The 26,616-nt window shown below is 47.7% G+C and carries 25 protein-coding genes; 14 read left to right on the top strand and 11 right to left on the bottom strand.

Features of this window, described 5'->3' with window-relative positions:
• The first annotated feature begins 40 nt into the window (after positions 1 to 40).
• The 8 genes from J2736_RS08620 (at position 41) to J2736_RS08585 (ending at position 5,709) form a co-directional block, all read left to right on the top strand.
• Complete coding sequence (locus J2736_RS08620; protein ID WP_310225488.1) at positions 41 to 1,570, top strand: acetaldehyde dehydrogenase (acetylating); 1,530 nt, start codon at positions 41 to 43, stop codon at positions 1,568 to 1,570.
• Positions 1,571 to 1,597: 27 nt separating this feature from the next.
• Complete coding sequence (locus tag J2736_RS08615) at positions 1,598 to 1,891, top strand: BMC domain-containing protein (RefSeq protein WP_310225485.1); 294 nt, start codon at positions 1,598 to 1,600, stop codon at positions 1,889 to 1,891.
• 42 nt (positions 1,892 to 1,933) lie between these two features.
• The gene (gene pduL, locus J2736_RS08610; RefSeq protein WP_310225483.1) at positions 1,934 to 2,812 is read left to right on the top strand and encodes a phosphate propanoyltransferase; all 879 of its coding nucleotides are present in this window, start codon (positions 1,934 to 1,936) and stop codon (positions 2,810 to 2,812) included.
• Between the two features lie 12 nt (positions 2,813 to 2,824).
• Entirely contained in the window at positions 2,825 to 3,097 is a 273-nt protein-coding gene (locus J2736_RS08605; RefSeq protein ID WP_310225481.1) for a EutN/CcmL family microcompartment protein, read from the top strand.
• 4 nt (positions 3,098 to 3,101) lie between these two features.
• The gene (locus J2736_RS08600; RefSeq protein ID WP_310225479.1) at positions 3,102 to 3,386 is read left to right on the top strand and encodes a BMC domain-containing protein; all 285 of its coding nucleotides are present in this window, start codon (positions 3,102 to 3,104) and stop codon (positions 3,384 to 3,386) included.
• An 18-nt stretch (positions 3,387 to 3,404) separates the two neighbouring features.
• A complete protein-coding gene (gene mdh / locus J2736_RS08595) occupies positions 3,405 to 4,346 on the top strand; it encodes a malate dehydrogenase (RefSeq protein ID WP_310225478.1) in 942 nt (313 codons plus the stop codon).
• 370 nt (positions 4,347 to 4,716) lie between these two features.
• Positions 4,717 to 4,959, top strand: coding sequence for a hypothetical protein (locus J2736_RS08590; RefSeq protein ID WP_310225476.1), 243 nt, complete (start codon positions 4,717 to 4,719; stop codon positions 4,957 to 4,959).
• A 75-nt stretch (positions 4,960 to 5,034) separates the two neighbouring features.
• Positions 5,035 to 5,709, top strand: coding sequence for an MBL fold metallo-hydrolase (locus J2736_RS08585; protein WP_310225472.1), 675 nt, complete (start codon positions 5,035 to 5,037; stop codon positions 5,707 to 5,709).
• A gap of 56 nt (positions 5,710 to 5,765) precedes the next feature.
• On the opposite strand, the gene J2736_RS08580 is transcribed toward J2736_RS08585, so the two are convergent.
• Genes J2736_RS08580 through J2736_RS08565 form a run of 4 tightly spaced genes read right to left on the bottom strand, consistent with a single transcriptional unit; the run spans position 5,766 to position 8,629 of the window.
• The gene (locus J2736_RS08580) at positions 5,766 to 6,311 is read right to left on the bottom strand and encodes a D-glycero-alpha-D-manno-heptose-1,7-bisphosphate 7-phosphatase (protein WP_310225469.1); all 546 of its coding nucleotides are present in this window, start codon (positions 6,309 to 6,311) and stop codon (positions 5,766 to 5,768) included.
• The gene (locus tag J2736_RS08575; RefSeq protein ID WP_310225466.1) at positions 6,308 to 7,012 is read right to left on the bottom strand and encodes a nucleotidyltransferase family protein; all 705 of its coding nucleotides are present in this window, start codon (positions 7,010 to 7,012) and stop codon (positions 6,308 to 6,310) included. Before J2736_RS08575 ends, J2736_RS08580 begins: the two co-directional genes overlap by 4 nt.
• A gap of 4 nt (positions 7,013 to 7,016) precedes the next feature.
• Positions 7,017 to 7,601, bottom strand: a complete 585-nt coding sequence (locus J2736_RS08570) for a D-sedoheptulose-7-phosphate isomerase (protein ID WP_310225463.1) — start codon at positions 7,599 to 7,601, stop codon at positions 7,017 to 7,019.
• A gap of 2 nt (positions 7,602 to 7,603) precedes the next feature.
• Positions 7,604 to 8,629, bottom strand: coding sequence for a GHMP family kinase ATP-binding protein (locus tag J2736_RS08565; RefSeq protein WP_310225460.1), 1,026 nt, complete (start codon positions 8,627 to 8,629; stop codon positions 7,604 to 7,606).
• Between the two features lie 332 nt (positions 8,630 to 8,961).
• Between J2736_RS08565 and J2736_RS08560 the strand changes: the two genes are divergently transcribed.
• Positions 8,962 to 10,944, top strand: a complete 1,983-nt coding sequence (locus J2736_RS08560) for a glycosyltransferase (RefSeq protein ID WP_310225458.1) — start codon at positions 8,962 to 8,964, stop codon at positions 10,942 to 10,944.
• Between the two features lie 73 nt (positions 10,945 to 11,017).
• Here the strand turns inward: J2736_RS08560 and J2736_RS08555 are convergent, their stop codons facing one another.
• Positions 11,018 to 11,995: a glycosyltransferase family 2 protein gene (locus J2736_RS08555; RefSeq protein WP_310225457.1), complete on the bottom strand. Its 978-nt coding sequence runs from the start codon at positions 11,993 to 11,995 to the stop codon at positions 11,018 to 11,020.
• Positions 11,996 to 12,212: 217 nt separating this feature from the next.
• Between J2736_RS08555 and J2736_RS08550 the strand changes: the two genes are divergently transcribed.
• Positions 12,213 to 12,869: a lysoplasmalogenase gene (locus tag J2736_RS08550; protein ID WP_310225455.1), complete on the top strand. Its 657-nt coding sequence runs from the start codon at positions 12,213 to 12,215 to the stop codon at positions 12,867 to 12,869.
• A gap of 309 nt (positions 12,870 to 13,178) precedes the next feature.
• On the opposite strand, the gene J2736_RS08545 is transcribed toward J2736_RS08550, so the two are convergent.
• The 4 genes from J2736_RS08545 to J2736_RS08530 form a co-directional block, all read right to left on the bottom strand.
• Complete coding sequence (locus tag J2736_RS08545) at positions 13,179 to 14,525, bottom strand: LLM class flavin-dependent oxidoreductase (RefSeq protein WP_310225453.1); 1,347 nt, start codon at positions 14,523 to 14,525, stop codon at positions 13,179 to 13,181.
• Positions 14,526 to 14,619: 94 nt separating this feature from the next.
• Positions 14,620 to 15,708 carry an aliphatic sulfonate ABC transporter substrate-binding protein gene (locus J2736_RS08540; protein ID WP_310225451.1) on the bottom strand — a complete coding sequence of 363 codons (1,089 nt, stop codon included), beginning with the start codon at positions 15,706 to 15,708 and terminating at the stop codon, positions 14,620 to 14,622.
• 48 nt (positions 15,709 to 15,756) lie between these two features.
• Positions 15,757 to 17,109, bottom strand: coding sequence for an LLM class flavin-dependent oxidoreductase (locus J2736_RS08535; protein ID WP_310225449.1), 1,353 nt, complete (start codon positions 17,107 to 17,109; stop codon positions 15,757 to 15,759).
• Between the two features lie 18 nt (positions 17,110 to 17,127).
• The gene (locus tag J2736_RS08530; RefSeq protein WP_310225448.1) at positions 17,128 to 18,483 is read right to left on the bottom strand and encodes an LLM class flavin-dependent oxidoreductase; all 1,356 of its coding nucleotides are present in this window, start codon (positions 18,481 to 18,483) and stop codon (positions 17,128 to 17,130) included.
• 394 nt (positions 18,484 to 18,877) lie between these two features.
• Here J2736_RS08530 and J2736_RS08525 point away from each other — a divergent pair, with 394 nt between their 5' ends.
• From J2736_RS08525 to J2736_RS08510, 4 genes are read left to right on the top strand one after another with little or no spacing between them, the layout of a single operon-like run.
• Positions 18,878 to 19,657: an ABC transporter ATP-binding protein gene (locus J2736_RS08525; protein WP_310225447.1), complete on the top strand. Its 780-nt coding sequence runs from the start codon at positions 18,878 to 18,880 to the stop codon at positions 19,655 to 19,657.
• A 28-nt stretch (positions 19,658 to 19,685) separates the two neighbouring features.
• Positions 19,686 to 20,564, top strand: a complete 879-nt coding sequence (locus tag J2736_RS08520) for an ABC transporter permease (protein ID WP_310225445.1) — start codon at positions 19,686 to 19,688, stop codon at positions 20,562 to 20,564.
• Positions 20,565 to 20,624: 60 nt separating this feature from the next.
• Positions 20,625 to 21,626 (top strand): aldo/keto reductase, encoded by a 1,002-nt coding sequence (locus J2736_RS08515; RefSeq protein ID WP_310225443.1) that lies wholly within the window; start codon positions 20,625 to 20,627, stop codon positions 21,624 to 21,626.
• Positions 21,623 to 22,942, top strand: a complete 1,320-nt coding sequence (locus J2736_RS08510) for an LLM class flavin-dependent oxidoreductase (protein WP_310225440.1) — start codon at positions 21,623 to 21,625, stop codon at positions 22,940 to 22,942. The genes J2736_RS08515 and J2736_RS08510 overlap by 4 nt, the downstream gene beginning before the upstream one ends.
• Before the next feature lie 540 nt (positions 22,943 to 23,482).
• On the opposite strand, the gene J2736_RS08505 is transcribed toward J2736_RS08510, so the two are convergent.
• Complete coding sequence (locus J2736_RS08505; protein WP_310225438.1) at positions 23,483 to 25,483, bottom strand: exo-alpha-sialidase; 2,001 nt, start codon at positions 25,481 to 25,483, stop codon at positions 23,483 to 23,485.
• A gap of 212 nt (positions 25,484 to 25,695) precedes the next feature.
• Entirely contained in the window at positions 25,696 to 26,616 is a 921-nt protein-coding gene (locus tag J2736_RS08500) for a dihydrodipicolinate synthase family protein (RefSeq protein WP_310225437.1), read from the bottom strand.

The raw sequence follows: 26,616 nt of genomic DNA, 5'->3' as shown, positions 1-26,616 counted from the left end.
TGCCCGAGGAAAAGGATGGACAGAAAGGAGAAGGGGAACGATGCAGCTGGACAAAGATTTGCAAGCTATGCAAGAAATGAGAGATGCCGTTAAGCGGGCGAAGGCAGCTCAATCACAGTTTCAAGCTTTCTCGCAACAAGACGTAGATCGCATCGTCAAAGCCTTGGCAGATGCAGCATTTGGGAAAGCTTTCGAGTTAGCTTCACTTGCCGTCGAGGAAACGGGGCTAGGTGTTGTTGAGCACAAAGTGATTAAGAACCAAGTGGCTTCTCGAGACGTATATGCGTCTATTCGTGATCTGAAGACGGTCGGCGTCATTAATGAATTTCGAGATAAGAAAATCATCGAGCTGGCTGCACCCTTCGGTGTCATTGCAGGTATTGTTCCAACAACGAACCCAACGTCCACGGCTATTTTTACAAGCTTGATTGCATTGAAAGCGCGGAATGCCATTGTCTTTAGTCCCCATCCTTCAGCAGCGAAGTGTACGGTTGAAGCTGCCCGGATTTGTTCGCGAGCAGCTGTAGCAGCTGGCGCACCGGAAGGCTTGATCGGGTGGATCACACAGCCGACGATGGAAGCCACAGAAGGCTTAATGAAGCATGCGGATATTCACTTGATTTTGGCTACAGGCGGAAGTGCTTTGGTCAAGGCAGCTTACAGCTCAGGTAAACCAGCGTACGGCGTAGGCCCTGGCAACGTACCGGTTTACATTGAGAAATCCGCTGAAATAGCCAAAGCTGTTCAACGCATTGTCGATAGCAAAACATTTGATCATGGAACGATTTGTGCATCAGAACAAGCGGTCGTAGTCGATCGGGTTATTCGTGAGATGGTCATGCGCGAATTTAAGAACCAAGGTGCATATTTCTTGAATGAAGAAGAGAAGAAGAGACTGGAACCCCTCATTTCACCAGCTCCTGGCAAGCTCAATTCAAAGATTGTTGGCCGTAGCGCCAAAGCGATCGCCGATATGGCAGGTGTGCATGTTCCATCTGAGACGAGGTTGTTGATTGCAGAAGAATCGCAAATTGGAAGGGATGTGCCATTTTCCATCGAAAAATTGGCGCCGGTTTTTGCTTTTTACACGGCAGCTGGTTGGGAGGAGGCGGCTGTGATCTGCGAGCAGCTGTTGGATTTAGGAGGAAGAGGGCATACGTTAGCCCTGCATACGACGGATGATGAAATCGCACGAACCTTCGCTTTGCGAATGCCTGTGTCACGCATTGTAGTGAATACCCCTTCGGCACTTGGTGCGGTTGGCAGTACGACGGGACTCCAGCCTTCTTTTACACTAGGTTGTGGTTCATTTGGAGGAAATATAACATCCGATAATCTGACGGCCCATCATCTTATGACTGTAAAACGTCTGGCCTATGGGATCAAACAAGTAGATATCCCTAAGCCGGCAATCCAAACTTACCCTGTCTCAAAGTCTACGGGACAGCCTAACCAAGAAGAGCGGATCGCAGAATTCGTGAATCTTGTGTTAGATAAGGTTGGAGCTACAGGACATGTAGATAAGGCCACTGTGATCAAATTAGTACAACAAGTGATGGCTCACATATAATCCCAATAAACTTAGGAGGAATTTCATATGTCCAGAGAACTGACAGCGTTAGGTATGATTGAAACAAAAGGGTTGGTTGCGTCCATTGAAGCGGCAGATGCGATGGTCAAAGCGGCCAATGTGCATATTGTCGGGAAGGTACATGCTGGAGGCGGCCTTGTAACGGTGCTTGTTCGCGGAGATGTTGGTGCTGTCAAAGCGGCAACGGATGCAGGAGCAGCAGCGGCACAACGTGTAGGTGAGCTGCTATCCGTCCATGTCATTGCGCGTCCGCACAATGAACTGGACAGCATTTTGCCTAAATTTGAGCAAGAAAAATAAGTGTTTGCACATCATGCAGAAGGGAAGCTGAGGTGATTCATCATGGATCCGCAAATCGTCCAGTCCATTGTAGAAGAAGTCGTACTTCGGCTCAAACGGGCTGGCCAAACAACACCAGGGATACCTATTGGCGTCTCAGCACGGCATGCGCATGTGTCCATAGAACATCTGGAGACCTTATTTGGTGCCGGATACGAGTTAACCCAAAAGTCAGATCTATTTCAACCGGGTCAATTTGCCGCTAACGAAACTGTGCTTATTGTCGGACCGAAAGGCAGTATAGAAAATGTTAGAATTCTTGGACCTGTACGTGGAGCGACCCAAGTAGAGATAAGCAGGACCGATGCTATGAAGCTCGGATATCAGCCGCCTCTTCGAGAATCAGGAGATGTTCAGGGGTCTTCACCCGTTACAATCGTAGGCCCGAAGGGCAGCTTATATCTGACTGAGGGCCTCATTATCGCGCAGCGTCATATTCATATGTCGCCTCAAGATGCGAAGATGTATGGCTTCAAGCAGGGTGAAGATGTTTTAGTCCAGATCGCTGGGCCAAGATCCATTGTGTATGACAACGTGCGAATTAGAGTGTCTGAGCGATACAAACTAGAGATGCACATGGATACAGATGAGGCGAATGCCGCATGGCTTGCAACGGGAGATACGGGAATAATCCTACACCCATCCGATAGTAAGTGGATGCGCCAAACTACTGAATTGGATGAGCAACTGGCCGAACCAGCTAGACGTAATCGCGGCTACCAGGAGAATGTGCAGCTTATCGAGCAAAAATTACTCACACAGCGCGATATACAGGAGCTGGACGCCTCGACGATTACCGTATCCAAACATACCATTATTACCCCGCTAGCGCGTGATACAGCCAAAGATAAAGGGATTACGATTCTATTCAAACAGTCATGAGGCGGTGAACTTATGCAAGTGGGTACAGTCATCGGAAATGTGTGGGCGACTCGAAAAGAGGATGAACTTACAGGGTTAAAGTTTCTGTTCGTTCAGCCGGAAGGGCCGAATGGGTCACCCATTGATACGCCATTGGTCGCTTTGGATCGTATTGGCGCAGGCGTTGGAGATCGCGTCATGGTGACCAAAGGCAGCGCGGCCCGACTTGTTATCAAGGATAAAGACTTGCCGATTGATGCTGTCATTATCGGAATTATAGATTCAATCGATGTAGAAAGGGGGTGAGGGGATGTCACAAGCATTGGGTATGATTGAGACGAGAGGCTATATCGCTTCCGTCGTCGCTGCCGACGCTATGATTAAATCAGCGAATGTCACATTGATTAGGCAGGAGAGTGTTGACGCGGGACTGATGACGATCTTGGTGGCAGGTGATGTTGGTGCTGTTCAAGCAGCATTAGATGCAGGGAAAGAAGCAGCGAAGCGAGTCGGCGTCATGATTGCTGCGCACATGATTGCACGCCCAGACGATGGAGTCAATCACATTCTTACGAAAAGGGATGTACTTGAATAGGCAGTAGAGGTGAGGACATTGGTGTTTAAACGAAAAAAAATCGCAGTGATTGGAGCTGGCTTTACCGGTGCAACGACTGCACTAATGCTGGCGCAAAAAGAGCTGGGCGATATCGTGTTACTGGATATTCCGGATCTAGAAAATGCAACGAAAGGCAAAGCGCTGGATATGCTGGAAGCCGGACCTGTGCAAGCTTTTAACAGTCATATTAGGGGTACATCTCGTTATGAAGATATGCATGACGCCGACATGGTGATCATAACGGCAGGGATGGCTCGAAAGCCGGGCATGAGTCGGGATGAATTAGTACATACGAATGCAGCCATTATGAAGTCCGTCGCTGAAAATGTGGCCAACTATGCGCCAACCAGTTACATTCTCGTTCTGAGCAATCCGGTAGATGTCATGACGTATGTCTGTTACCAAACGACCGGCTTCCCCAAAAATCGTGTCATTGGTCAATCAGGTGTGTTGGACACAGCTAGGTTCAATGCGTTTGTTGCCATGGAATTGCAAGTATCCGTAGAGGACATCACAGGATTTGTACTTGGTGGTCATGGTGATGATATGGTTCCGTTAATACGGTATTCAAGTGTTGGCGGTATTCCGATCGATAAACTTATTCCTCCAGATCGCTTGGAGGTTATTGTTGAAAGAACCCGTAAAGGCGGCGGTGAAATCGTAAGTCTGCTAGGGAATGGAAGTGCTTATTATGCGCCAGCCGCCGCTTTGGTGCACATGGCAGAAGCCATTCTGAAGGATAAGAAGCGTGTGCTCCCATCCGTTGCTTATTTAGAAGGGGAGTATGGTTATCGAGACATCTATCTTGGTGTTCCAACGGTTATCGGTGGAGACGGTGTTGAGAAGATACTGGAAGTGCAACTAACGGAACAAGAAAAACGTGATCTAGATAGATCAGCCGATTCCGTTCGTCAGGTGTTAGCTCATATGAAGAAGTGAATGATACCCATAACCAAACGCGAAGCCTTATCGATTAGGGCTTTTTTTGCTTTTCAGTAATGGATAGAGTGCTGAGGCGACCATTAAGGGGAACCTAGATGCCTTATTTGGATGAAATTGGCTGAAATTTAATCTGAAAGGAACCTAGATACGCTATTTGGCCAATTTTTGTAATTTATCGCATTTTTCGGCGAAATAGGGTATTGTAGTTCCCCTTTGATGACGATTTCACCTATGTATCCGCAATTAGGACATCCTCGTTCCCTCTCGCGGGAAGACGTTAGGGACAGCCCTTCGTAAAGGACGTAATAATCTTTTTGTGGTAAAATAGTGAAAATATGCTAATTCTACTGTCTGCTAAGGGGGACTCATGAAATTACACTTTCCATTATTTTTCGCTGCGATCTGTTTACTGTCTATTCTTGCAGATAAATTCCTGATTAGTTGGGTATCCAATCTTTATTTGAAAGCCATCATCTTTGCTTTGAGTGTCGGCCTTGCTAATTACCTTATTGGAAAAAGCGGACTTTCAGCTAAACGTATAGCGACACCGTTAGGAATATTGATATTTGCACTTGGTCTCACTACTGTAATCGTCAGCAATCACATCTAGGGCAAAAATTGCTCTTGCCTACACCAACCCTTACAATATAAGTATAGGCTTTCTAACTTTTCTGGAGGTGCAATTATGGCAAATCAAGCAGGAATTCAACCTTTAATTTTGGATATGAATGTCAACGGGAATTCATTCCTCGTACACGCGGCATTACTTTGGGACGAGCAGGAAGTCATTCTTGTGGATACGGGTATCCCAGGTCAGTTAGGACTTATACGCGAGCAACTTGCTGAAGCTTCCTTTCCTTTTGACAAGTTGACCAAAATCATAATCACTCACCATGACATGGATCATATCGGCAGCTTGCCAGAGCTAGTTAAGGCTTCAGAAGGACGGATCGAAGTGTTGGCGCACGAACTAGGCAAGCCTTATATTCAAGGCGAAGTGCCTACTGTGAAACGCCAGATATTAGCTCCCCCGACCAAAGTGGATGTAACGCTGCAAGATGGCGATATTCTCCCGTATTGTGGAGGCATTCAAGTCATTTTTACGCCTGGACATACACCAGATCATATCAGTTTGTATCACATCAACAGCCGAACATTAATTACCGGAGATGCTCTAACGTCGCTTGACGGCATGCTGATGCCTCCAAATCCGCAATTCACGCCGGACATGCCGTTAGCGCTGGAATCGGTAGCCAAGCTGTTGGATTATGATATTGAAACGGTTATTACGTTTCATGGCGGCGTATGTACAGCTAATATTAAAGAACGTCTCGCTGAAATTGCGAACGGTCAAGGGTAACAGGCACAAACAAAAATTCCGAGGATGCCAATGATCCTCGGAATTTTTATTGACTTTTAATTCCCAAAATAAAGCTCAACAGCCTCACTCACATGTCGTACAGTAAAACTAGCCGCTGAGGCAGCACGTGCCTCACTGTCACTTAGTAAGATCGTGGTCCCGATTCCCGCTCGCATACCGGCTTCAATATCACTCTCGTGGTCCCCTATGATAACCGATGAGGCGGGGTCTAGCTGGAACTCTTCTATGGCTTGCAAAATCATACCTGGATTTGGTTTTCGGCACGATGCCTCTCGTTTGTAAGCACCGATACCGTGTACGGGGTGATAGGGGCAATAATACACTTTGTCTATATGGATACCATGATTTTTGAACTGCCTCACCATCCATGCTGTTAATGCCCAAAAGTCAATTTCCGTGTAGTATCCCCGTCCGATACCGGCTTGATTGGTCACGATGATGAGTAAAAAACCTGCTTGCTGAAATCGCAGTAAACTCTCGAAGATCCCCTCGCTGAACTCGAAATCCTCCACTTTGTACACATACGATTTATCCAGGTTGATGACGCCGTCCCTGTCTAGCAAAAGCGCTTTTGGTCTCATTGGTCGCCACCTCTGGAGCCAAGCTTGTTCTTCGCTAGTTCATAGTCAGCCGGAATACCAATATCGATAAAATAACTTTCGCTAGGGAAGCCATACATGTTAAGTGCATGCACGCCAGGATTTTGCAGGAATTGCTCAAACGAAAAAGGAGCAGTCACCTTAAATGGACACCATATGTCGGCACGAGCGACGTAGACACCAGCATTGATAAAACCAGATTCGCACATCTGTTTCTCCTGGAAGCTTGTGACTCGATTGTCTGAGCTTAGCGTAACGGTACCGTATCGGTCAAATTGCTTCATTGGTTTGAGTGAAAGCGTTAAGTCGGCAGCAGAGTCTTGATGATATTGCACCAACTGAGGGATATCGACGTGGAACATCGTGTCTCCATTTAGTAATAATACTTGCTTGTCGGAGATGTGATCCATCGCCTTTTTGCAAGCACCCCCGGTTCCTAGAGGTTCTTCTTCTATTGAATAAACGATTTGTAAGGCTCCCCAGCGGTGTCCGAAATAGGAGCGTATGATTTCATGTTTGTACCCTACCGCGAGTACAACTCTGCGAACACCTTGCAGCTCCAAGCGTTCAAGAATGTAACTTAGGAAAGGTCTGCCCTGAATAGGAGCCATCGGTTTCGGTACATCCCTTATAACCTTGCGCAATCGCGTCCCGGGTCCACCAGCTAAAATAATAGCTTCCATAGGCTTAAAATCCCTTCCCAAATAGGGATTCTTCAACAATCGCGCACAAAATATGACCAACTAAGATATGCGCTTCTTGAATTCTCGGGGTTTCGTGGGAGGGGATACAAATGCACATATCACATAATGCAGCCATACGTCCGCCCGTTTCGCCAGTGAAACCGATGGTAGTAATCCCCATGGCACGGCACATCTCTAATCCTTTTATCACATTGGGGGAGTTTCCAGAAGTTGAAAGGGCAATAAATAAATCCCCAGAACGGCCGCACGCTTGAATTTGCCGAGCAAATAACTGTTCATATCCGTAGTCGTTTCCAATTGCCGTAAGCACAGAGGTATCTGTGGTAAGTGCGATGCAAGGCAAGCCAGGGCGATCGAAATAAAACCGACTGACGAATTCCCCCGCAATATGCTGAGCATCTGCCGCACTTCCGCCATTGCCGCCAATCATAATTTTATTTCCGTTTCGGTATACCTCGATCATTTTTCTAGCTGTGCGTTCGATGACATTGAGTATAGCTCGATCCGACGCCATCACCCGTTTAATTTCCATTGCTCGCAATATTTCGCTGGTAATATAGGCCTTCACACTTATATCCTCCATCCAAGCGTACCGTTTTTTGTGAAATGGACTTGATATACCTTGCCTCCTAATTCGTTCAAACGATGGGTGACCTGTATGCGTTTGACGGGGTCTACAATGAACATCATGAACCCGCCGCCACCTGCGCCAGATACCTTGCCTGCTAAGGCACCTGCTTGGATCGCCGTTTCATAGATGAAGTCGATTCGGTTGTTCGTGATCGAGGCTGCCATCTTCTTTTTGGCCATCCAGGATTTCCCCAAATGCTCAGCGAACTTCGTAATGTCTCCCTTCAAAATACATTCCTTGATGGCAAAAGCCTCGGCTTTCACCATATGGGTCGCTTTCAGAGCTGCCTGGTTTTGGTCTATGGTATTGCGAATTTGTTCGTCAATAATTCGGGAAGATTCCCTTGATGCTCCCGTGTAATATACAATCATAGAACTTTCCAATTCGCTGATAATCCAGTTTTTCACCCGAAGCGGATTCACAATAACACGATTGTTTTCGTAAAACTCAATAAAGTTAAACCCGCCGAAAGTGGCTGCATATTGATCCTGCCTTCCACCGCCCCAGCCGACATCGACACGCTCGATTTCATAAGCAAGTTGAGCAATTTCATACTCGCCAAGCGGTAAATTAAGCCATTCTACGAAAGCTTTCAGCATCGCGACCACCATGGTGGAAGAGGAACCGAGGCCAGAACCGGCGGGAGCGTCAGAATAAGTGGTCATCCGAAAAGAGAGCGGTTGATTGGGCATAAACTGCCGGATAATCCGGTTATACACGCCTTTATGCAAGCTCAAACAGCCGTCCAACACAAGCTCTGGAAGAGCGTTAGAATGGAAGTTCTCATTAAGATCCGCAGCGACAAAGGTAAGGGTACCGTCATCGACGACCTCAATCGTACAATAGGCGTACAAATCAATCGTCGCATTGAGTACGCATCCTCCATATAGGTCGCAGTAGGGCGACACATCCGTACCGCCTCCGGCTAGTCCCAACCGTAAAGGGGCTTTTGAGCGAATAATCATGTGCTTCCTCCGTTCATTTGATGTCCAAAATATGCGTAACCAATTCAGCATATGTGCGCGTAGGACGACTTGTATGGACGGATTGTACAACGTGAAAAATTCCATGATCGTATGCTTTTTGAAAATAAACGATTGTCCCATTCATCCCTTTTGCCAAAGGAATAGTATAGCTATGTGAAATTGATTTCCGGCACGGGGGTGTAAGGGTGAAGCTGAAGGCTCGGAGTAAGAAGCGGAGACGAACAACAGCAAGACGGCGATTCATACTTAAACGTGGAAAAAACGTACATGCCCGTTGGAAGAAGCGGAATAAACGGTCTCTTACGATGGTAATGAAACGCAGACGTTCGCTAAGATTGAAACGACGACGGATTCACAGAGGAGTGCCCCCCATTGGTAAGCTGACGGTACCGGTTTGGGAACATCCGCTAGTCAGCATTATTATCCCGGTTTACAACAAATGGGATTATACCTATCGTTGTTTGGTATCCATTGTGGAACACACCCATGACATCCCTTATGAAATCATTGTGGTGGATGATCTTTCTAATGATCTGACTGCCCGAATCGGACAGTTCGTTAACCCAATCACAGTCATCCGCAATCAAGTGAAGAGGGGGTTTCTGCGGAACTGCAATCATGGGGCAGCCGTATCCAAAGGAAAGTATGTTTTGTTTTTAAATAACGATACCAAAGTGACACCAGGTTGGTTGGCGCATTTAGTTGTATCAGCTGAAAAAGACGCAACCATTGGGATCATTGGATCTAAATTGATCTATCCCGACGGAAAACTCCAGGAAGCCGGTGGTATTGTCTTTAATAGCGGCTATGCATGGAATTACGGTCGATTGGATAGTCCGGACAAACATGAATACAACTATGTCAAAGAAGTGGATTATATCTCCGGGGCATCGCTCATGATTCGTAAAGATATCTGGCAGCATGTAGGCGGCTTTGATGAACGGTTTGCACCCGCATACTCGGAGGATGTAGATATAGCATTCAAAGTAAGACAACTTGGATTCAAAGTCGTTTATCAACCCAAATCGGTTGTTGTGCACTACGAGGGTGTATCCCATGGGACAGACGTCAAAACTGGCGTTAAGCAGTATCAGGTCATTAATCACCAGAAATTCAAAGAGAAATGGGCAGAAGTCCTCCAACGACATCATCTTCCTGTCGGTGAACATCTCTATTGGTCAAGGGAACGCTCCAAGGATAAAAAGACCATTGTCATTATTGATTACGGCGTTCCAAGTTATGACAAAGATGCGGGTAGTCGAACAACGTATATGTATTTGAAACTATTTGTGGACATGGGCTTTAATGTAAAGTTTATGCCAGATAACTTCGTTAAGCCGGAACCTTATAGCTCTGAGCTCGAACAACTTGGCATTGAGATTATACACGGACCGCAGAATCACAACTATTACGAACAATGGATTCTTCAGCACAAGGATTACTTGGATTATGTTCTGTTGAACCGGCCTAACATTTCTCATAAGTATATCGATCTCATCAAAGCGCATACCCGTGCTAAAATTTTGTATTATGGCCACGACTTGCATTACGTCCGTGAGTTGAAACGGTTCGGATTGGAGAATAATCGCGAACTGCTTCTTTCTTCCAATTACTATAAAAGTCTGGAGTTCGACATGTTTGCCAAAGCGGATATCGTCTTAACCTGCAGCGAATCCGAGAAACGCATTATCGATGGACATTTTCCCCATAAAAAAGCGACATTGCTCCCAGCTTATTTTTTTGAGCAAACGATACCAAGAGATAAAACTTGGGAACAACGCAGTGGTCTGCTCTTTATTGGCGGTTTCAGCCACAGTCCGAATACCGATGGGATTGTATGGTTCTGTCGCGAAATCTTGCCTATTGTGGTGCAAGCTATTCCTGGCATACAGCTGTTCATCGCTGGCTCTAATCCTCCGCCAGAGGTGCTTGGTTTACAATCCGATCGGGTCATTGTCAAGGGTTTCGTCTCCGATCAAGAGCTTCGGGAGCTGTATAGTACGACGAAGATGGCTGTCATCCCGTTACGTTACGGCGCAGGTGTGAAAGGCAAAACGGTGGAAGCCATGTGCCATCAGATGCCGTTGGTTGCAACCAGTACAGGGATCGAAGGATTGCAAAATATAAGCCCAACGATTGAACCTAAGAATACGCCTCAGGCATTCGCTTCGGAAATCATTCGGTTATATCATGATAACCGTTTACTAGACCAGAAGGCGGAGCAAAGTAAGCAGTATGTGGAAATGTACTTTTCCAAATCAAAAGCTTTGGCGTCTATCCAATCAGCTTTATAGCGCGATAGATGAGAAAAAGTGACTGAAAGCTTCCACTTTCAGTCACTTTTTTAGTTGCGAGTAGTGTTGACGTTTAACCATTAACGTTCCGCTTTTTCCATCGTTCAGCCAAGTATCTGTCCATAACAGACGGATGTTTCCCCGTAAAAGCTTTCGTCAACACGCCAGGTTCAAGTCGTAATTTGGATTGGGAACTGAAGGCGTCCGTGTATTGAAAGACAGAAATAGGCTCAAACCGACTGGGTAGTTCCCACATGTAGCGTCCATACAGCTGGAGTTTACTATCCTTCTTAGCGTCGTCGTAACGTATGCCAATGTGATTGCGCCACATGAGGTATCTATCCCCAGACGCGTGGCTGTCATTTGCTGCACGTATTCGAATCGTATCGGGATTCGTCCAGAATTGTACCCTCGGGAATGCGACGGTATCTGCATCCTTCTGGGCCATGAGCGCAGGCAATGCCTCATGGAAGCCATCGTCCATGATTTCATGTACATCGATTGCCATGATCCAATCCCCTACGGCTTGATCGAGGAGGAAATTCCTTGCGGCAGACTCGTTCCAATCGTCCGCGGGGAGACCAGACGGCTTATGATGGAACATCCGAATGTTAGCACGGTTTTTCCAAGCATTCAGGATGCTTACATTGGCATCGCTGCTACCTGCGAGCATGATTAGAATTTCATCCGCATAGGAAGCAACGCTTTCGAGAAACAAGGGGAGAACGGGTTCCTCATTCAAGAGTGGTACGATGACAGATAGCGTTGGCCTGGGTTCGATTAAGGGCGGGTGTGGTACCCCCACCGGTTCAGGCGCTAGTGGAATGTTAATGATAGGTCGACGCAGTCGCTTCACCAGACGAGTCGATCGGACAGATGCTCTTCTCGGTATGCGTTTTTTGACGAGTCGCAGCCCCGTTTTGCGCAAAGGTACGCTTCTCCGCGGTCGTTTCCTGTTGGTGACCGTTTTACTGCGGCTACTTTTAAATATTTTACTTTTCCGGCTCGGTTGGGGGGCCTTCCTAGGTGCTAGCAGGAGAACTTTTTTCATAGATGACCTCCTTGTTGCAGTATTCGAAACGATTCAGCAGCAAAGTTACAATCCCGTTCCGATAATCAAATTTAGTATATTCAAACAGTTCTAGCCCTGAATGGACGGATAACTACATGTACGTTTTTGCGTGTGGATAACGCCAATAGATGAACTGCAAAGGATTGTAAGGAAGGTTGTCGAATAGAGTGTGTAACATGACTTGTTAGGGGATTATATGATGAAAAAAATCGGGTTACCAGTGTGCATTGTTGGGATGAGCTTGCTTTACATATTCTTCATTCCATCCGATCCAACCGCAGTTAAACTCCTGTTTAAGCTTATTCCCATGTGGCTTATTATGTGGTATGCGTATCTGCAAATACCCATTCAAAGACAGCGTTACCACATGTACATCCTCATAGGATTGTTTTTTTGCATGTTGGGTGACGGCCTATTAAGTATGTTCGTTATCGGTCTTTCGGCTTTTCTCATTGGACATTTGTTCTATACGGCAAGCTTCCTACAAAGGTGGAGTTTCTCGAAGCTGCGCTTTGCAGTGATTATTCCACTCACGCTGTATGGTCTAATTATGGGACGAGAACTTCTTCATGCTTTAGTTAGCGATGGAAAAGAGGGCTTGATTGTCCCGGTACTTCTCTATTTAATTGTCATTTCTTTCATGGCATTCTCAGCGATCATGACCGGACATCCATGGGCGATCCTCGGAAGTCTGCTCTTCGTCGTATCCGATTCGATTCTCTCGTGGAACATGTTTATCTCCGATGTCACCTACTCAGGTCCGTTGATTATGACGTCCTATTATGCGGCTCAATTCCTCTTAGCGTATAGCCTAGGGAAGTCGTCACGGGTTAGGACGAGCGTAGGGAATTAAGCTCTCTATAACTGCAAATATACATCTTTTTGTGGAGATTTTTCGTGAAATAGGAGAAAAACTGCGAAAATGCAGGTTTTTAATGGAGTTTGATCATAAATGGATAAATAAGGTAAATAAAGATGCGTATTTGCATCAATTTGCGATTTTAAAGGGGAAACTAGCTAAAAGGATGTATAATCGCATCTTTTTAGATATAACATGAGTAGACTCGTCCCCAAAAGGCTGCGTAGTCGCGGTGGCGTCGGCAATAGCTGTTAAGAAATAAGAAGAAGCCATTTCCCCTGAGCGGGAAGATGGCTTCTTTCTTTAAATAGGCGTCACTTCTTTCGCATATCGATTCGCCGGCCTCGATAAGCCGAGATTCTCGCGAAGGGTTGTGCCCTCGTACTCGTTGCGGAACAGACCGCGCTTCCTTAATTCAGGCAGCACGAGATCGACAAACTCTTCAAGCCCCCCTGGGAAATAAGGAGCCATAATATTAAAGCCGTCGCAGCCTCCCCCGACAAACCATGATTCAAGCTGATCAGCAATGGAGGAAGGGGTGCCAAAGATCGTCCAGTGTCCCCGAGCACCAGCAATTCTACGGCTAACTTCTAGGATACTAAGTTGATCTCGTTTGGCAATATCTTGGATTAAATGCAGCCTGCCCTTCACTCCATTGGAGATATCGGGAAGATCGGGAAAGGGTGCATTCGAATCATAGGAGGTGAGATCGTGGCCGATCATGCCAGAGAGCAGCGTTATGGCTGCTTCCGGATGGATGAGGCTTTGGAAATGCTCATATTTCCGAAGTGCTTCGTCATCGGTCTCGCCGATGATTGGAAGAACGCCAGGCAAGATGAGAAGGTCGCCTTCAGATCGTCCGTACGTAACAGCCCGACTTTTCACATCTTGATAAAAAGCTCGCGCTTCTTCCAACGTTTGCCAGGCCGTGAAAATAACTTCGGCAGTCTGCGCTGCAAAATCCCTGCCATCCGCTGAGGAGCCCGCTTGAATGACGACAGGGCGACCTTGCGGTGAACGCGGCATATTCAGCGGACCTCTCACGGAAAACCAGGTGCCATGGTGATTGGCTGCATGCACTTTGTCTTTATCGGCGAATAAGCCGTTCTCTTTGTCGAGTATTAGCGCGTCATCTTCCCAGCTATCCCATAGCTTGGATACGACGTCGAGATATTCTTTGGCCCGTTCATAGCGCAGATGATGATCCAAATGCGGTGATTCACCGAAGTTACCCGCCGCTCCCTGATTAGACGTTGTAACGACATTCCAAGCAGCGCGTCCATTACTCAAATGATCCAACATCGCGAATTGTCGCGCAACGTTATAGGGCTCACTGAATGTAGAGGACAAAGTGCCCGTCAAGCCAATGTGTTCAGTTACTACGGAAAGGGCAGATAACAAGGTGATGGGCTCAGGTCGAATAGCGGCCATACGTGAGATGGCTGTATCGAAATTCTCGGAGACGGCTAGAATATCAGCGAAAAAAATCATATCAAACTTCCCGCGTTCAGCCAACTGTGCCAAGTATTTATAGTGTTGGAAGTCTAGAATTCCTTGCACATTAGCGCCTGGATACCGCCATGCGGCCAGATGATGTCCTGCTCCACTAAGAAATGCGCCAAGTCGCATTTGTCGTTTGGTTTCTGTCATTATTATCTTCTCCTTCTTGGGTATGTATGGGGTTGAATGGGTTCGAATGGGTTCGAATAGCCCAGCGTGCCTTACCGGCACACTGGGCGTTGCATTACTTCTGGGCGCTTAATTCCTTCAGCGCTTGTTCCACGAATTTACTTTCCAACACTTGGGAAGTGTCTAATTTTTTATTAATAGCTCCTTGGGCAAAAAGGAAATCAGCTTGCTCCTGATGAGCTTTGGCGAATTCCGGCGTGATAGGGGATAGCAATGGGAATGAGTTTTTAAGCACAGTTTCAATAATTGGTTTATCTAGTTTTTGTGTTTTGACAAAGCTATCCGCTACTTCATCTTGATGGTCTAAGTAATATTTACGAGCCTGCTCATAGGTTTTGAGGAACAGCACAGTGAGATCTGGGTGTTCTTGTGTGAATTTGGTTCTGGCAATCAGGAAGCCTGGGGCATTAATATTGAGATCTTCACCAGAGACTAACACTTTGGCGCCTGCTTGGAACACAGCGATGGTTGCATAGGGATCCCAAATGGACCAAGCGTCGATAGCGCCGCTGTCCAGCGCTGGTCTGGCATCATCAGGCTGCAGTTGAATAACCTTGATATCATCATCTTTTAGCCCCGCTTTCGCAATGGCCATATAGAGGAAGTTATAAGCGCTGCTCCCTTTGGCAACAGCTATTTTTTTGCCTTTCAGATCTTTAAGCTCTTTGATCGGGCTGCCTTTTGGAATGACAATCATATTACCTTTCTTGCCATCACTCGTAACGCCGATAGCTTTGAAGTCGATGCCGCCAACTTGACCGGAGACGACCGGGGTTCCACCGACGCTGCCAAAATCGAGTCTGCCTGAAGCCAACGCTTCAAAGTGGGGAGGACCGCTGGCGAACTCGTTCCATGTTACTTCTGCGCCAACGGCAGCGAATGCTTTTTCGAAAAAGTTATTCTCACGAGCGTAAACTAGGATACCTGTTTTGCCTTGTACACCGATATTGATCTTCACTTTTTCCTTCGGTTTTGCTGCTTCTGTGGCTGCTGCTGTTCCAGGGGTTGATGCAGTAGCAGGCGTTGCAGCATTAGATCCTGATGCAGGCGTAGTGCTTCCTTGACCGCAAGCTGTTAATGTAAGTGCAAAAATCAGAAATAGGAAAACGGATAAGTGCTTGAATGACCCTCTTTTAATCGACATAGTTTAAAAACTCCTTTATATATAATGGTTGTTAGATCTTATCGAATCTCATAATGAAATGGCTGACTTCGTATATCGATTCTTCGGCTGGGCAAGCCCGAGATGCTCTCGCAGGGTTCGCCCCGTATAGGCTGTGCGATACAATCCGCGTCGCTGAAGCTCAGGGACAACAAGGTCAACGAACTGCTCTAATCCTTCAGGCAAATAGGGCGGCATAATGTTAAAGCCATCGCAGGCTTCCTTGAGAAACCACTCTTCGAGCATATCTGCGATTTGGACCGGCGTTCCTGCAATCGTACGGTGTCCGCGAGCGCCAGTTACCCTAGCAATAAGTTGACGAATGGTTAACTGCTCCCGTCTTGCCATATCCAGAATAAGCTGATAGCGGCTCTTGCCTCCGTTAATCTCAGTTGAGTCTGGCAGATCTGGCAACGGACCGTCTAGGGGATATGCGGAAAGATCATGCCGTAGCACACCGGAGACCATGGAGAGGCCAACGCTGGGGTGGACGAGTTCCTGTAGCGCAGCTTCCTTTTCGCGCGCTTCTTCTTCGGTCCTTCCGATGATCGGTAGGATGCCTGGCATTATTTTTAACTCATCAGGTGATCGACCGTATGCAGGCAGTTGTCCTTTCAAGCTAGCGTAGAAGCCTTGCGCTTCCGCAAGTGTTTGCCATGCTGTGAACACGACTTCGGCGGTTTGCGCTGCAAAAGCTTGACCTGTTGTGGATGAGCCAGCTTGAACAATAACAGGTCTGCCTTGCGGTGTGCGGGGGACGTTTAATGGTCCACGGACGGAGAAGTGTGTGCCTTGATGGGCTGTGGTATGCACCTTATCTGGATCAGCGAAAATGCCGGAAGCTTTGTCAATAACAAGCGCGTCCTCTTCCCAACTGTCCCAGAGCGCAGTGACCACATCGACGAATTCTTTTGCTCGCTCGTAGCGAAGGGAGTGGTCCAAGTGATGATCACGGCCGAAGTTCTGCGCCGTAATTTCCATACTTGTCGTCACCACATTCCATGCCGCTCGGCCGCCACTAAGATGGTCGAGCGAGGCGAACTTACGGGCTACATGGTAAGGTTCGCTGTAGGTCGTCGATACGGTACCCGCAAGACCAATATGCTTGGTGACGGATGCCAGCGCAGAGAGTAGTGTAAGCGGCTCTGCTCGAACGGGCACGGTATGCCGAACAGCGGTGTCCAAACGTTCTGGCAATGTAGGGATATCCTCGACGAAAATCATATCGAATTTGCCTCGTTCGGCGATTTGTGCAAACTTGCGATAGAAATCTAACGTGAGGAGACCTTTAGTATCCGTATGCGGATGACGCCAAGCGGCGACGTGATGGCCGACACCGAAAATAAATGCCCCAAGATGAAGCTGTTTTTTTGTATTCCCCATAATGGATGCCTCCTTTGTTTAAACTGTTGAAGTGCCCTTAGCAAATTGGCTCACAGGACGAACGAGCCCGAGATGCTCGCGCAAAGTTGTTCCTGTGTATGCGGTACGGAATAACCCTCTTCGTTGAAGCTCGGGAATGACGTGCTCAACGAATTCCTCGAGGCCGCCAGGGAGCGTTGGCGGCATAATGTTAAAGCCGTCGCAAGCGCCTTGCGTGAACCACTCTTCGAGTTGGTCAGCGATCTGACTTGGTGTGCCGGCAATCGTACGGTGCCCGCGAGCGCCGGTTACGCGATAGATGAGCTGGCGAATCGTCAGGCCTTCTCGCTTTGCCATCTCGGAGACGAGCTGGAAGCGGCTTTTGCCGCCATTAATGGAGGCAAGCTCAGGGAGATCCGGCAGGGGGCCATCCAGCGGGTAGCCGGTCAAATCAACATTCAGTGAAGCGGACAGCATGGAAAGTCCAACGGCCGGCAGCACTTGATCCTGGAGGGCGGCCTCTTTAGCCCGTGCTTCTTCCTCAGTTGTTCCAATGACAGCATAGATGCCGGGCATAATCTTGATATCCTCCGGTGGGCGGCCATTCGCAACGGCAAGTGATTTCACCTCACGGTAAAAACGCTGCGCTTCTTCTAATGTCTGCCAAGCGGTGAAGACGACCTCGGCCGTTTCGGCTGCAAGCCGTCGTCCGGTTTCTGAAGCGCCAGCTTGAATGATGACGGGTCTGCCTTGCGGGGAACGGGGAAGGTTCAGCGGACCGCGGACCGAGAAGGCCTGACCTCGGTGGTGAAGCTCATGAACCTTGTCGGGATCAGCGAATTGCTCGCTTTGTTTATCGCCGATGATCGCGTCATCTTCCCAGCTATCCCAGAGCGCATTGGCGATATCGACGAATTCGCGCGCTCGTTCGTATCTCTCCTCGTGACCGGGATGTGCTGCGAGGCTGAAATTGTGCGCTTCTTCATCGCGACCTGATGTCACGACGTTCCATGCAGCACGACCACCGCTGAGATGATCGAGGGTAGAAAACTCGCGTGCTAAATTGTAAGGCTCGTTATACGTTGTTGAGACTGTAGCCGCTAGTCCAATGTGCTTCGTCACACCGGATAAATAAGCGAGGAGGGTTAAGGGTTCAGGTCTAACCGAGACGGTATGCTTGATGCCCGTTTGACCACGATCTACAACAGCCAATGTATCGGCGAGAAAAATCATATCGAATTTTCCACGTTCAGCCAGCTGTGCGAAGTTTTCGTAGAAGGTATGAGTGAGAATGCCGTGCGCATCTGTTTCCGGATAACGCCAGGCGGCTACATGGTGACCGACCTGAAATAAAAATGCGCCAAGATGCATATGTCGCTGATTGTGATGACTCATGATTGTACCTCCTTAAATAAAATAAAAAGACTCCATAAGCTGTTCACCGTCGTAGACGCTGTCAGTTAGGGAGCCTTTGGATGACCAATGGGCGATATGTGATGTTGGAGTTATGTTATCAGGTTTAATCCGATTATTCAAGTGGGTTTTGTTAGAAATAATGATTGACCCGATGGTAAGGCGGTGTTAAGATCGGTTTATATCCAAAGTTTTGACAGTTTTAGTTTGGCGTTATCTCATATCTCATATGAATAAGTCCACCGGACAACTGGAGGCTTCCAATTCGATTCTTACATAGAATCGGGTCGGGAGTCTTTGTGTTTCTAAGATTCCTGAAGGAGTGATTTGTAATGACCATTATTCAATCGCAGAAGCAAGTAAGGAGGAGTGCCCTATGAGTGTAACTACATTAGAGATTGATCTGCCGCACAAATGGTTTCACACACCGCAGGGCACTCGTATTGAGGCTCTCAACAACATTCATCTAACGATCAAACAAGGTGAATTTATTACCATTATCGGACCTAGTGGATGCGGTAAAAGCACACTTTTGAAGATAATCGCAGGACTAGATACGGATCACGAGGGAAATGTATTACTCGATGGGCAGCAGGTCGTGAAGCCTGGCATTGATAAAGGATTTATTTTTCAAGAGCATCGCTTATTCCCTTGGTTAACTGTTGAGAAGAATATAGCAGCCGATCTTTCCCTGAAAGATCCTGTGGTGCGTAAAAGAGTCGATGAATTGATAGAATTGGTCAAATTGCAGGGTTTCGAGAAAGCTTACCCACGTGAATTGTCTGGGGGCATGTCCCAACGTGTGGCGATTGCGAGAGCGCTGCTGCGTGATCCAAAAGTATTGCTGCTGGATGAACCATTCGGCGCGTTGGATGCTTTTACAAGATCACATCTGCAGGAGGTAGCTCTGAATATTTGGGAAGCGAAACGCACGACCATGGTGCTGGTTACCCATGATATTGATGAGGCCGTTTTTCTGGCGAACCGTGTTGTGGTGATGAATGCAAGGCCAGGTACGATCCGCAATATTATTCCAGTCGATCTTCCCCATCCGAGAAAGAAAGCATCGGTTTCGTTTCTGGAATTGCGCAAGGTTGTCATGAATGAATTCGAACGTGTCGAGGAACTAGAACTTATTGATAGCTCGGGCATTTAATCAAAAATGAGAGAAGAGGTGAATTCGTATGAGTCAAGCAGAAGTGGTAACAGGGGTTGGCAAGGGGCTAGTGCAAGCCAAGTCTCCTCAAGATGCGCAAGCTCCTCAACAAAGACAAAGCACACTGAAAGTGGTTAAAAAAGATCCGAAATGGCTGCTCATCGTAAGAGGAACTATTTTGCCGTTAACGGTGCTTATTATTTGGCAAATCGTCGGATCGTTAGGCATTATTTCCAAAACGCTGCTGCCGACGCCTGCAGAGATTGCAGTTGCTTTTTATGACCTGTTAATTACCGGTGAGTTGTTTAAGCATTTGAAAATAAGTATTTGGCGTGCAGCGGTTGGATTCTTGGTAGGGGGAAGTTTGGGGCTGTTATTTGGTTTATTGGTTGGTCTATTCCGCAAATTTGAGCAATCGGTCGATCCTTCGGTCCAAATGCTGCGGACAATTCCGCATCTAGCGATTACTCCGCTATTCATTTTATGGTTCGGCTTTGGGGAGTTTTCAAAAATATTGCTCATTGCCAAAGGCGCTTTTTTTCCACTCTATGTACAGACCTTCCTAGGTATTCGGAACGTGGATTCCAAGTTGTTCGACGTAGCGCGTGTACTGGAATTCAATCGGTTCAAGCAAATTACGAAGCTGGTGCTTCCGGCAGCGTTGCCCAATATTTTATTAGGCTTGCGTTTATCCATCGGGGTAGCTTGGCTGGGCTTAGTTGTGGCTGAAATCATGGGCTCAAGCGAAGGCGTTGGCTATTTGATCATGGATGCCCGTCAATTTTCACAGACAGCGGTTGTATTTGTCGGTATTTTGATATTTGCTTTTGTTGGAAAAGGTTCGGATTCACTTGTACGGATATTAGAGAAAAAGCTGCTGAAATGGCGAGATAGCTTTAATGGATAAAGGTCCGAAATTGAACGGAGCACAGAGGGTAGATAAACATAAGGCTGAGGAGATGTTGGTATGAGTATCGGGCAAAGACGTTTAGGCAGAACTGGGTTAAAAGTATCGGAAGTAAGTCTCGGAACGATGGCTTTCGGTCGTTGGATTGATGAGAAGGCGTCGGCAGAAGTACTCGATACGGCGTTAGATTCGGGTGTTACTTTGATCGATACAGCCGATGTGTACGGCTCTGGTATGGATAAAGGCAACCCACTCGAAACGGGGGAATCGGAAACGATTCTTGGAAATCTCCTTGGAGCGCGTAGGCATGAAATCGTACTTGCCACCAAGGTGCACGGCAGAGTAGGACTTGGACCTAATGATGCTGGCCAAAGCAGATACCATATTGAAAGGGCAATTGATAATAGCTTGCGAAGGCTGCAAACGGACTATATTGATCTCTATCAGGTGCACCGTTTCGACGAAGAGACACCGCTGGAAGAAACTCTGAGAGCGCTAGATGACCTTGTGCGAAAAGGAAAAGTACGCTATATCGGCGCCTCCAATTATGCTGCTTGGCAGATCGCCAAAGCGCACGGGATATCAGCTCGGCTTGGACTGGAACGATACGAAAGTATCCAGCCTGAATATAGCCTCATTGCCCGTGGTATTGAGCAGGAGATTCTTCCATTGGCGGCTTCAGAGGGCGTCGGTGTTATTGTGTATAGTCCGCTTGGACGCGGTCTGTTGACAGGCAAGTACAGCTATGGCGGACAGCCGCCGGTAGGAACGCGTGGGGCAGCTGGCGAGCAGCGTCTGAAGGTTCTGCTAGAGCAGGAGCGCAATTTCCGGATCGTAGAACAATTGAAGCCGTTAGCTGAGCGAAGAGGCTGGACATTAGGTCAGTTAGCGCTGAACTGGGTGCTTAGTCAACCAGCGATTACGTCAGCTATCCTAGGTATCTCGAAGCCGCAGCATATCACGGAAGCACTCCCAGTTCTAGGCGAGAAGCTGGATCGCGAGGAACTTAAACAGATTGATGCAATCACAAGCGGGACACAATTGGAGTTGATTGCGCGATGAGTGCAAAAGAGCGTAAGCTGCATTTGAATGTGTTTTTGCGGGCAGCCGGCCATCATGAAGCAGCGTGGCGACATCCAGAGGTACATCCCGAAGGGGATCTCGATATTCATTATTTAGCGAAAATGGCGCTGATTGCCGAAGAAGGATTGATGGACTCGGTTTTTTTGGCGGATGGCTATGCAGGGCGAACAGCCAAACTCGAGCCGTTTACCCAATTAGCGGCCTTGGCTGCGGTTACCCGCCATATCGGATTAATTGCCACTGTGGGGACCGTCTATAATGAACCGTTTCATGTTGCGAGACAATTTGCTTCGTTAGACCATATTAGCGGAGGACGGGCAGGATGGAATATCGTAACAGGTGCTGGCGATGCTTCACAGAACTTTGGCCGATCCGCGCATCCTGAACTTTCCGATCGCTATATTAGCGCAGATGAATTTGTTGAAGTCGTCAAACAGCTATGGGATAGCTGGGAGGATGACGCGCTCGTGTACGATAAACAGGCGGGGATTTTTATCGCAGAAGAGAAAGTGCGAGAGATTAACTTTAAGGGGAATGTATATGCCGTCAAAGGACCGCTCAACATTCCTCGTCCACCGCAAGGTTACCCTGTTCTTGTTCAGGCAGGCTCATCAGAGCAAGGCAGGGAGCTGGCTGCGCGTACAGCGGAGGTCATCTTTACAGCGCAACAGACATTTGGCGCTGGTCAGGAGTTCTACGCCGATGTCAAAGGAAGACTGAAGAAGTACGGTCGGTCTGTGGATGAGCTGCATATTCTGCCAGGGCTCAGCCCGATCGTGGCGGACACGGAAGGGGAAGCCCGAGACATTGAGGCTGAGCTGAATGGGTTAATGGATCTGCCCAAAGCGCTGCGGGCGATGTCGGAGCGCTTCGATGTTGATTTGGCGGCGTATCCTTTGGATGGCCCCGTGCCGCTCGACAAAGCCAAAACGGCGGAAGCGTTTAACGGCATTCGCAGCCGTCAGGAAGTCATTCTCGATGCGGTGCGGCGTGAGGGAATGACGATCCGGCAGTTGATCTACCGCCATGCCGGCGGCCATGGACATATTACTTTCACGGGCTCAACGCTGCAGGTTGCCGATTTCATCGAGAAATGGTTCCGTGGCGGCGCGTCCGATGGATTTAATATTTTGCCGCAGACGTTTCCCGGCGGGTTAGAGGCTTTTGTGAACAAGGTCATTCCAGAGCTTCAGAACCGGGGGTTATTTCGCACGGCTTACGAAGGAAGAACCCTTCGTGAGAATCTGGGGCTGGTGCGACCAAGTAATGTGCGCAGTGTGGTTTCAGGCGCGTGAACGAGTAATTCGAGTAACGCGCAGCGAGAAGAGCAAAAGCAGTTGCGTAACTCGAAAAATGAGACTGTCGATTAACAGTTTATCCTGAATAATCAAATGCATCATTTAAAATTAAGAGAAACAACGGGGAACTTTTGCAACTCGAGATAACTTATCGCTCCCATGACATAGAGATGAACGTCGTTCGCAAAATAATGTTATGAAAACATCTTATTTGTTAGTGTAGAAGAGAATACGGGAGAATAACGTTATAAAATAACGCTATTTCACCCTAAATGGATAAATACCACTCCATTCGGTCGAAATAGCGTTATTCCGTAATGCAATTTCTTCGCAGAACATGCCAATGTAGCAAATAACGTTATGGCACACCTTTATTTGAAATCGCATGTGAGCATGTGAGCGTACCTTTGTAAGGAGAGACAACCTCCTCTAAAACCGTCAATTTTTATAAGAATTCACTAAGTTGCATATTTATTAAGTCTCGTTTCATTAATCGACAGTCTCAATAATCGAGTTACAGCATCCATTCCTTAATTCTTATTGCGGGATCAAAATGATCGAATCCAGCATCATAGTATACCCGGTGCTTGAGGCATTCTTTCCACTTACGGTCAGTTTGAAGGCCTTGTTGCCAGTAGTACTAAAGTTTAGCGTACCAAGAGTATGTTCCTGATAGGTAGCTGCAGCGGCGTACGTATCAAATGCTGAACCTAGATTGGTGCCGTCGATATTCAACTGAACGGTACCCGTTGTACTTGAATTCTTTGTGCGAACTTTAACCTGATAGGTGCCCGGATATTTGACATTCACGTTAAAGGTTAGGTAGTCATTTACGGCATTCGAGGCATACTGACTAACCGCTGTGCTGCTGGCGCTTGGCTCGTTACTCGTTAAACTCCGAGTATCTCCGGAGGAAGCGATGACCGGTAGTCCTTCAACTTCGTAGATTTGCTCCGGTGTTAGCGTAATGGCATCCGGGAACATTCCGTACCCGGTGCTGCTCGCATTTTTGCCAGTTGCCGCAAATTTGAATATTTTGGTCCCCGCGGTGGTGAATGATTTGATCCCTAAGTTATCGGTGCGGTAACCGATCACAGAGCTGTACGGATCAAATACGCTGCCTTGTGCTGCGCCGTCAATGGAAAGCTGAACGGTGGCACGGTTGTCCGCTGTACGAGAACGGACGGTGATGTTGCCGTTAACCGCATAAGGTACGGCAGCGTTCAGTGAGACGTAGTCACCTACGGCTGTGCCTAAATACTTTAATACTGCGCCACCGCTTGCAGCGGTATCCGCATAGGTGCCAATGACATCCCCTGATGTGGCGGCTACGCTCATCGTTTCAGCTTCATACTTGCGTTGAAGCGTTGAAGGCCCGTCAGCAAACGAATCTTTGCTGTCCGTCAGCCATTCTAGATTAAAACGGGCAGCTTTCACAACGGTAGTGCCTACCCCATACAGCAGTAAGACGGAATTGTCCTGCATCACCGTTAAGTCAGAATACGAGGCGCTGCCCGTTGTTATCGTTTTGCTGGTTGCCCAAGAATTCGTATCATCATAGCTGAGGCTGACGACCATGTTCTCGCGCGAGGTTGGATGAGCTGGTCGGCTGAACAGAATACGACCTGGATATCCTCCTGAGGCTGTGGATAATTTCACCATGCCGGCGTCTACGGCACTAAAGGGAATCATGCCCGTATCGTAGGTAGGACTTGACCATGTTAACCCGTTGTCGCTGCTAGTGGAGATAATCCGCTGCTGTGTACCCCCTGCGGCGTAACGCGCGTTAATCATGATTTTGCCGTTATCGAGCTCAACAAGTCGTGATTCGTTAGCGGGGTAAGCACTGCTAACTGGCGTATAACCTCCGGCATTCCAAGTTGTGCCTCCGTCGTCACTATAGAGAACAGACACCCCATATTCACGTAAATTGACTGACAGGTTGACGGGGTGGCGATGCCAGACCTGCATCAGCAACCGTCCTCCACTAAGTTGTATGCCGTGACCAGGACCAGGGAGGTGAAACTCTCTCGCTTCTGGATCACCGCTGAACTTAGAAGTTACACTGACAGGAGAGGACCAACTCGTGCCATTGTCCGTGCTGGAAATATAATAAACGTCGGAAGAGTTATTACTGTAATTTTGCGCATAAAACAAGAAGATCTTGCCGTTGGTTCGATCAATGACAGGCGTGGGATTGGCATAGCATTCCCCGCTTGAACTGGTAACGATCGTACTTGTTGAACTCCAAGTAGCACCATTGTCTGTGCTGCGTTTCATCATAATATGATGCGGTGAGGTATCACCTGTCGTAATGCGTCCTTCTGCAAAAGCTAGTACATCGCCATTCCCCGCAACGGTCAATCCGTAAACAAAATGCTCCGCAATGCTGTCTTCCCCGCTGCTCCAAATCGTCGATGTAGTAAAGAGGGGTGCGGCTGCTTCACTTTTCCCGGGAAATAAATGGAGTGTCAGGCAACATGCAAATAGACTCAATAACAAATGATAGCTTACTTTTCGAATACGTTTCACAACCATAATCATAGCTCCTTTCGCACATAAAGTAGTAAATTCATATTAATTGTAAGCGTTTTAATTATAGTCAAGAAGCAACGATTTTGTTGAAAATGTTCATTTTTTCATTGCCTTTTCTGCCGTGTTCAAATATTTACGCAGTACGAAGTGAGCCACGCTATGCCTGCAAAAGCCAAAAAAAGCAATGCTGCTCATATCGGCAGCATTGCTGAAGTCTAAATCGAGTGAAGCTCTTTCATCGATACACCGCCACGCCGGAGCACGGCTCTAAGGCGATCCAGCCCATCTGAGGATAAAGGAGAGAGCGGGTAATGCGGGATGCCTTGACCGAAACCGAGCAGCTGCGGCATTGCTTTGAGCACAGGAAGGGAATAGCCCTCGATGGAGAAGGAAGCCTCCAATTGTTCAATAAAATCCTGAATGCGGTATGCTTCCGCCAGGTTATTGCTATTCACAGCCTTGTAGAGGGAAACGAGCTGGTCTGGTATGAGATTCCCGACACCTGGGATCAGGCCGCTAGCTCCCATCTGCAAGCTGATGATGCTCAATACTTGAACCCCTTGCAGAACAGAGAAGGTAGGGTCCGATTCCATCAAGCGGATTGTTTTCTGAAACTGCTGCATGTTCCCTGAACTATCTTTAAAGGCGATGACATTGGGGAATTGCGCAATCTGTTTAACGGTCTCCGCTTCGATTGGATTGCCTGTATAAACCGGAACGTTATAAATAATGAGAGGCAGATCGGTTGCTTCGCGTATTGCCGCAAAGTGCTTAACAATTTCTTGCTGCTTCACGCGGAAATAGTAGGGAGTTACAGCTACGATGGCATCAGCGCCAAGCTCCTCGGCTTCTCGGACAAGCTCAAGCACACGGTCGGTACTTGTCTCCATCACACCAAATAGTAGGGGGATCTTGCCTTTACACGTTTCCGATAAAGCGATGAGCGCTTGTTCACGTTGTGCTCTTGTCAACATGGGAGATTCTGCCGCAGTTCCCATAGCAAAAATACCGTCAACGCCAGAATCCATCATATAGCGGGCCAATCCTTGAAGTGCCGCCGTATCTACGGTTCGATCAGCATTTAATGGTGTGATGATAGGAGGGATGACACCGGCTAGTTTTTTATTTTGTAACAT

It is taken from the genome of Paenibacillus qinlingensis (genome assembly GCF_031455095.1).
GTDB classification, from domain to species: Bacteria; Bacillota; Bacilli; order Paenibacillales; family NBRC-103111; genus Paenibacillus_E; species Paenibacillus_E qinlingensis_A.
Note: the sequence above shows the minus strand (reverse complement) of the source record. Positions and strands in the feature narration are given on the sequence as shown.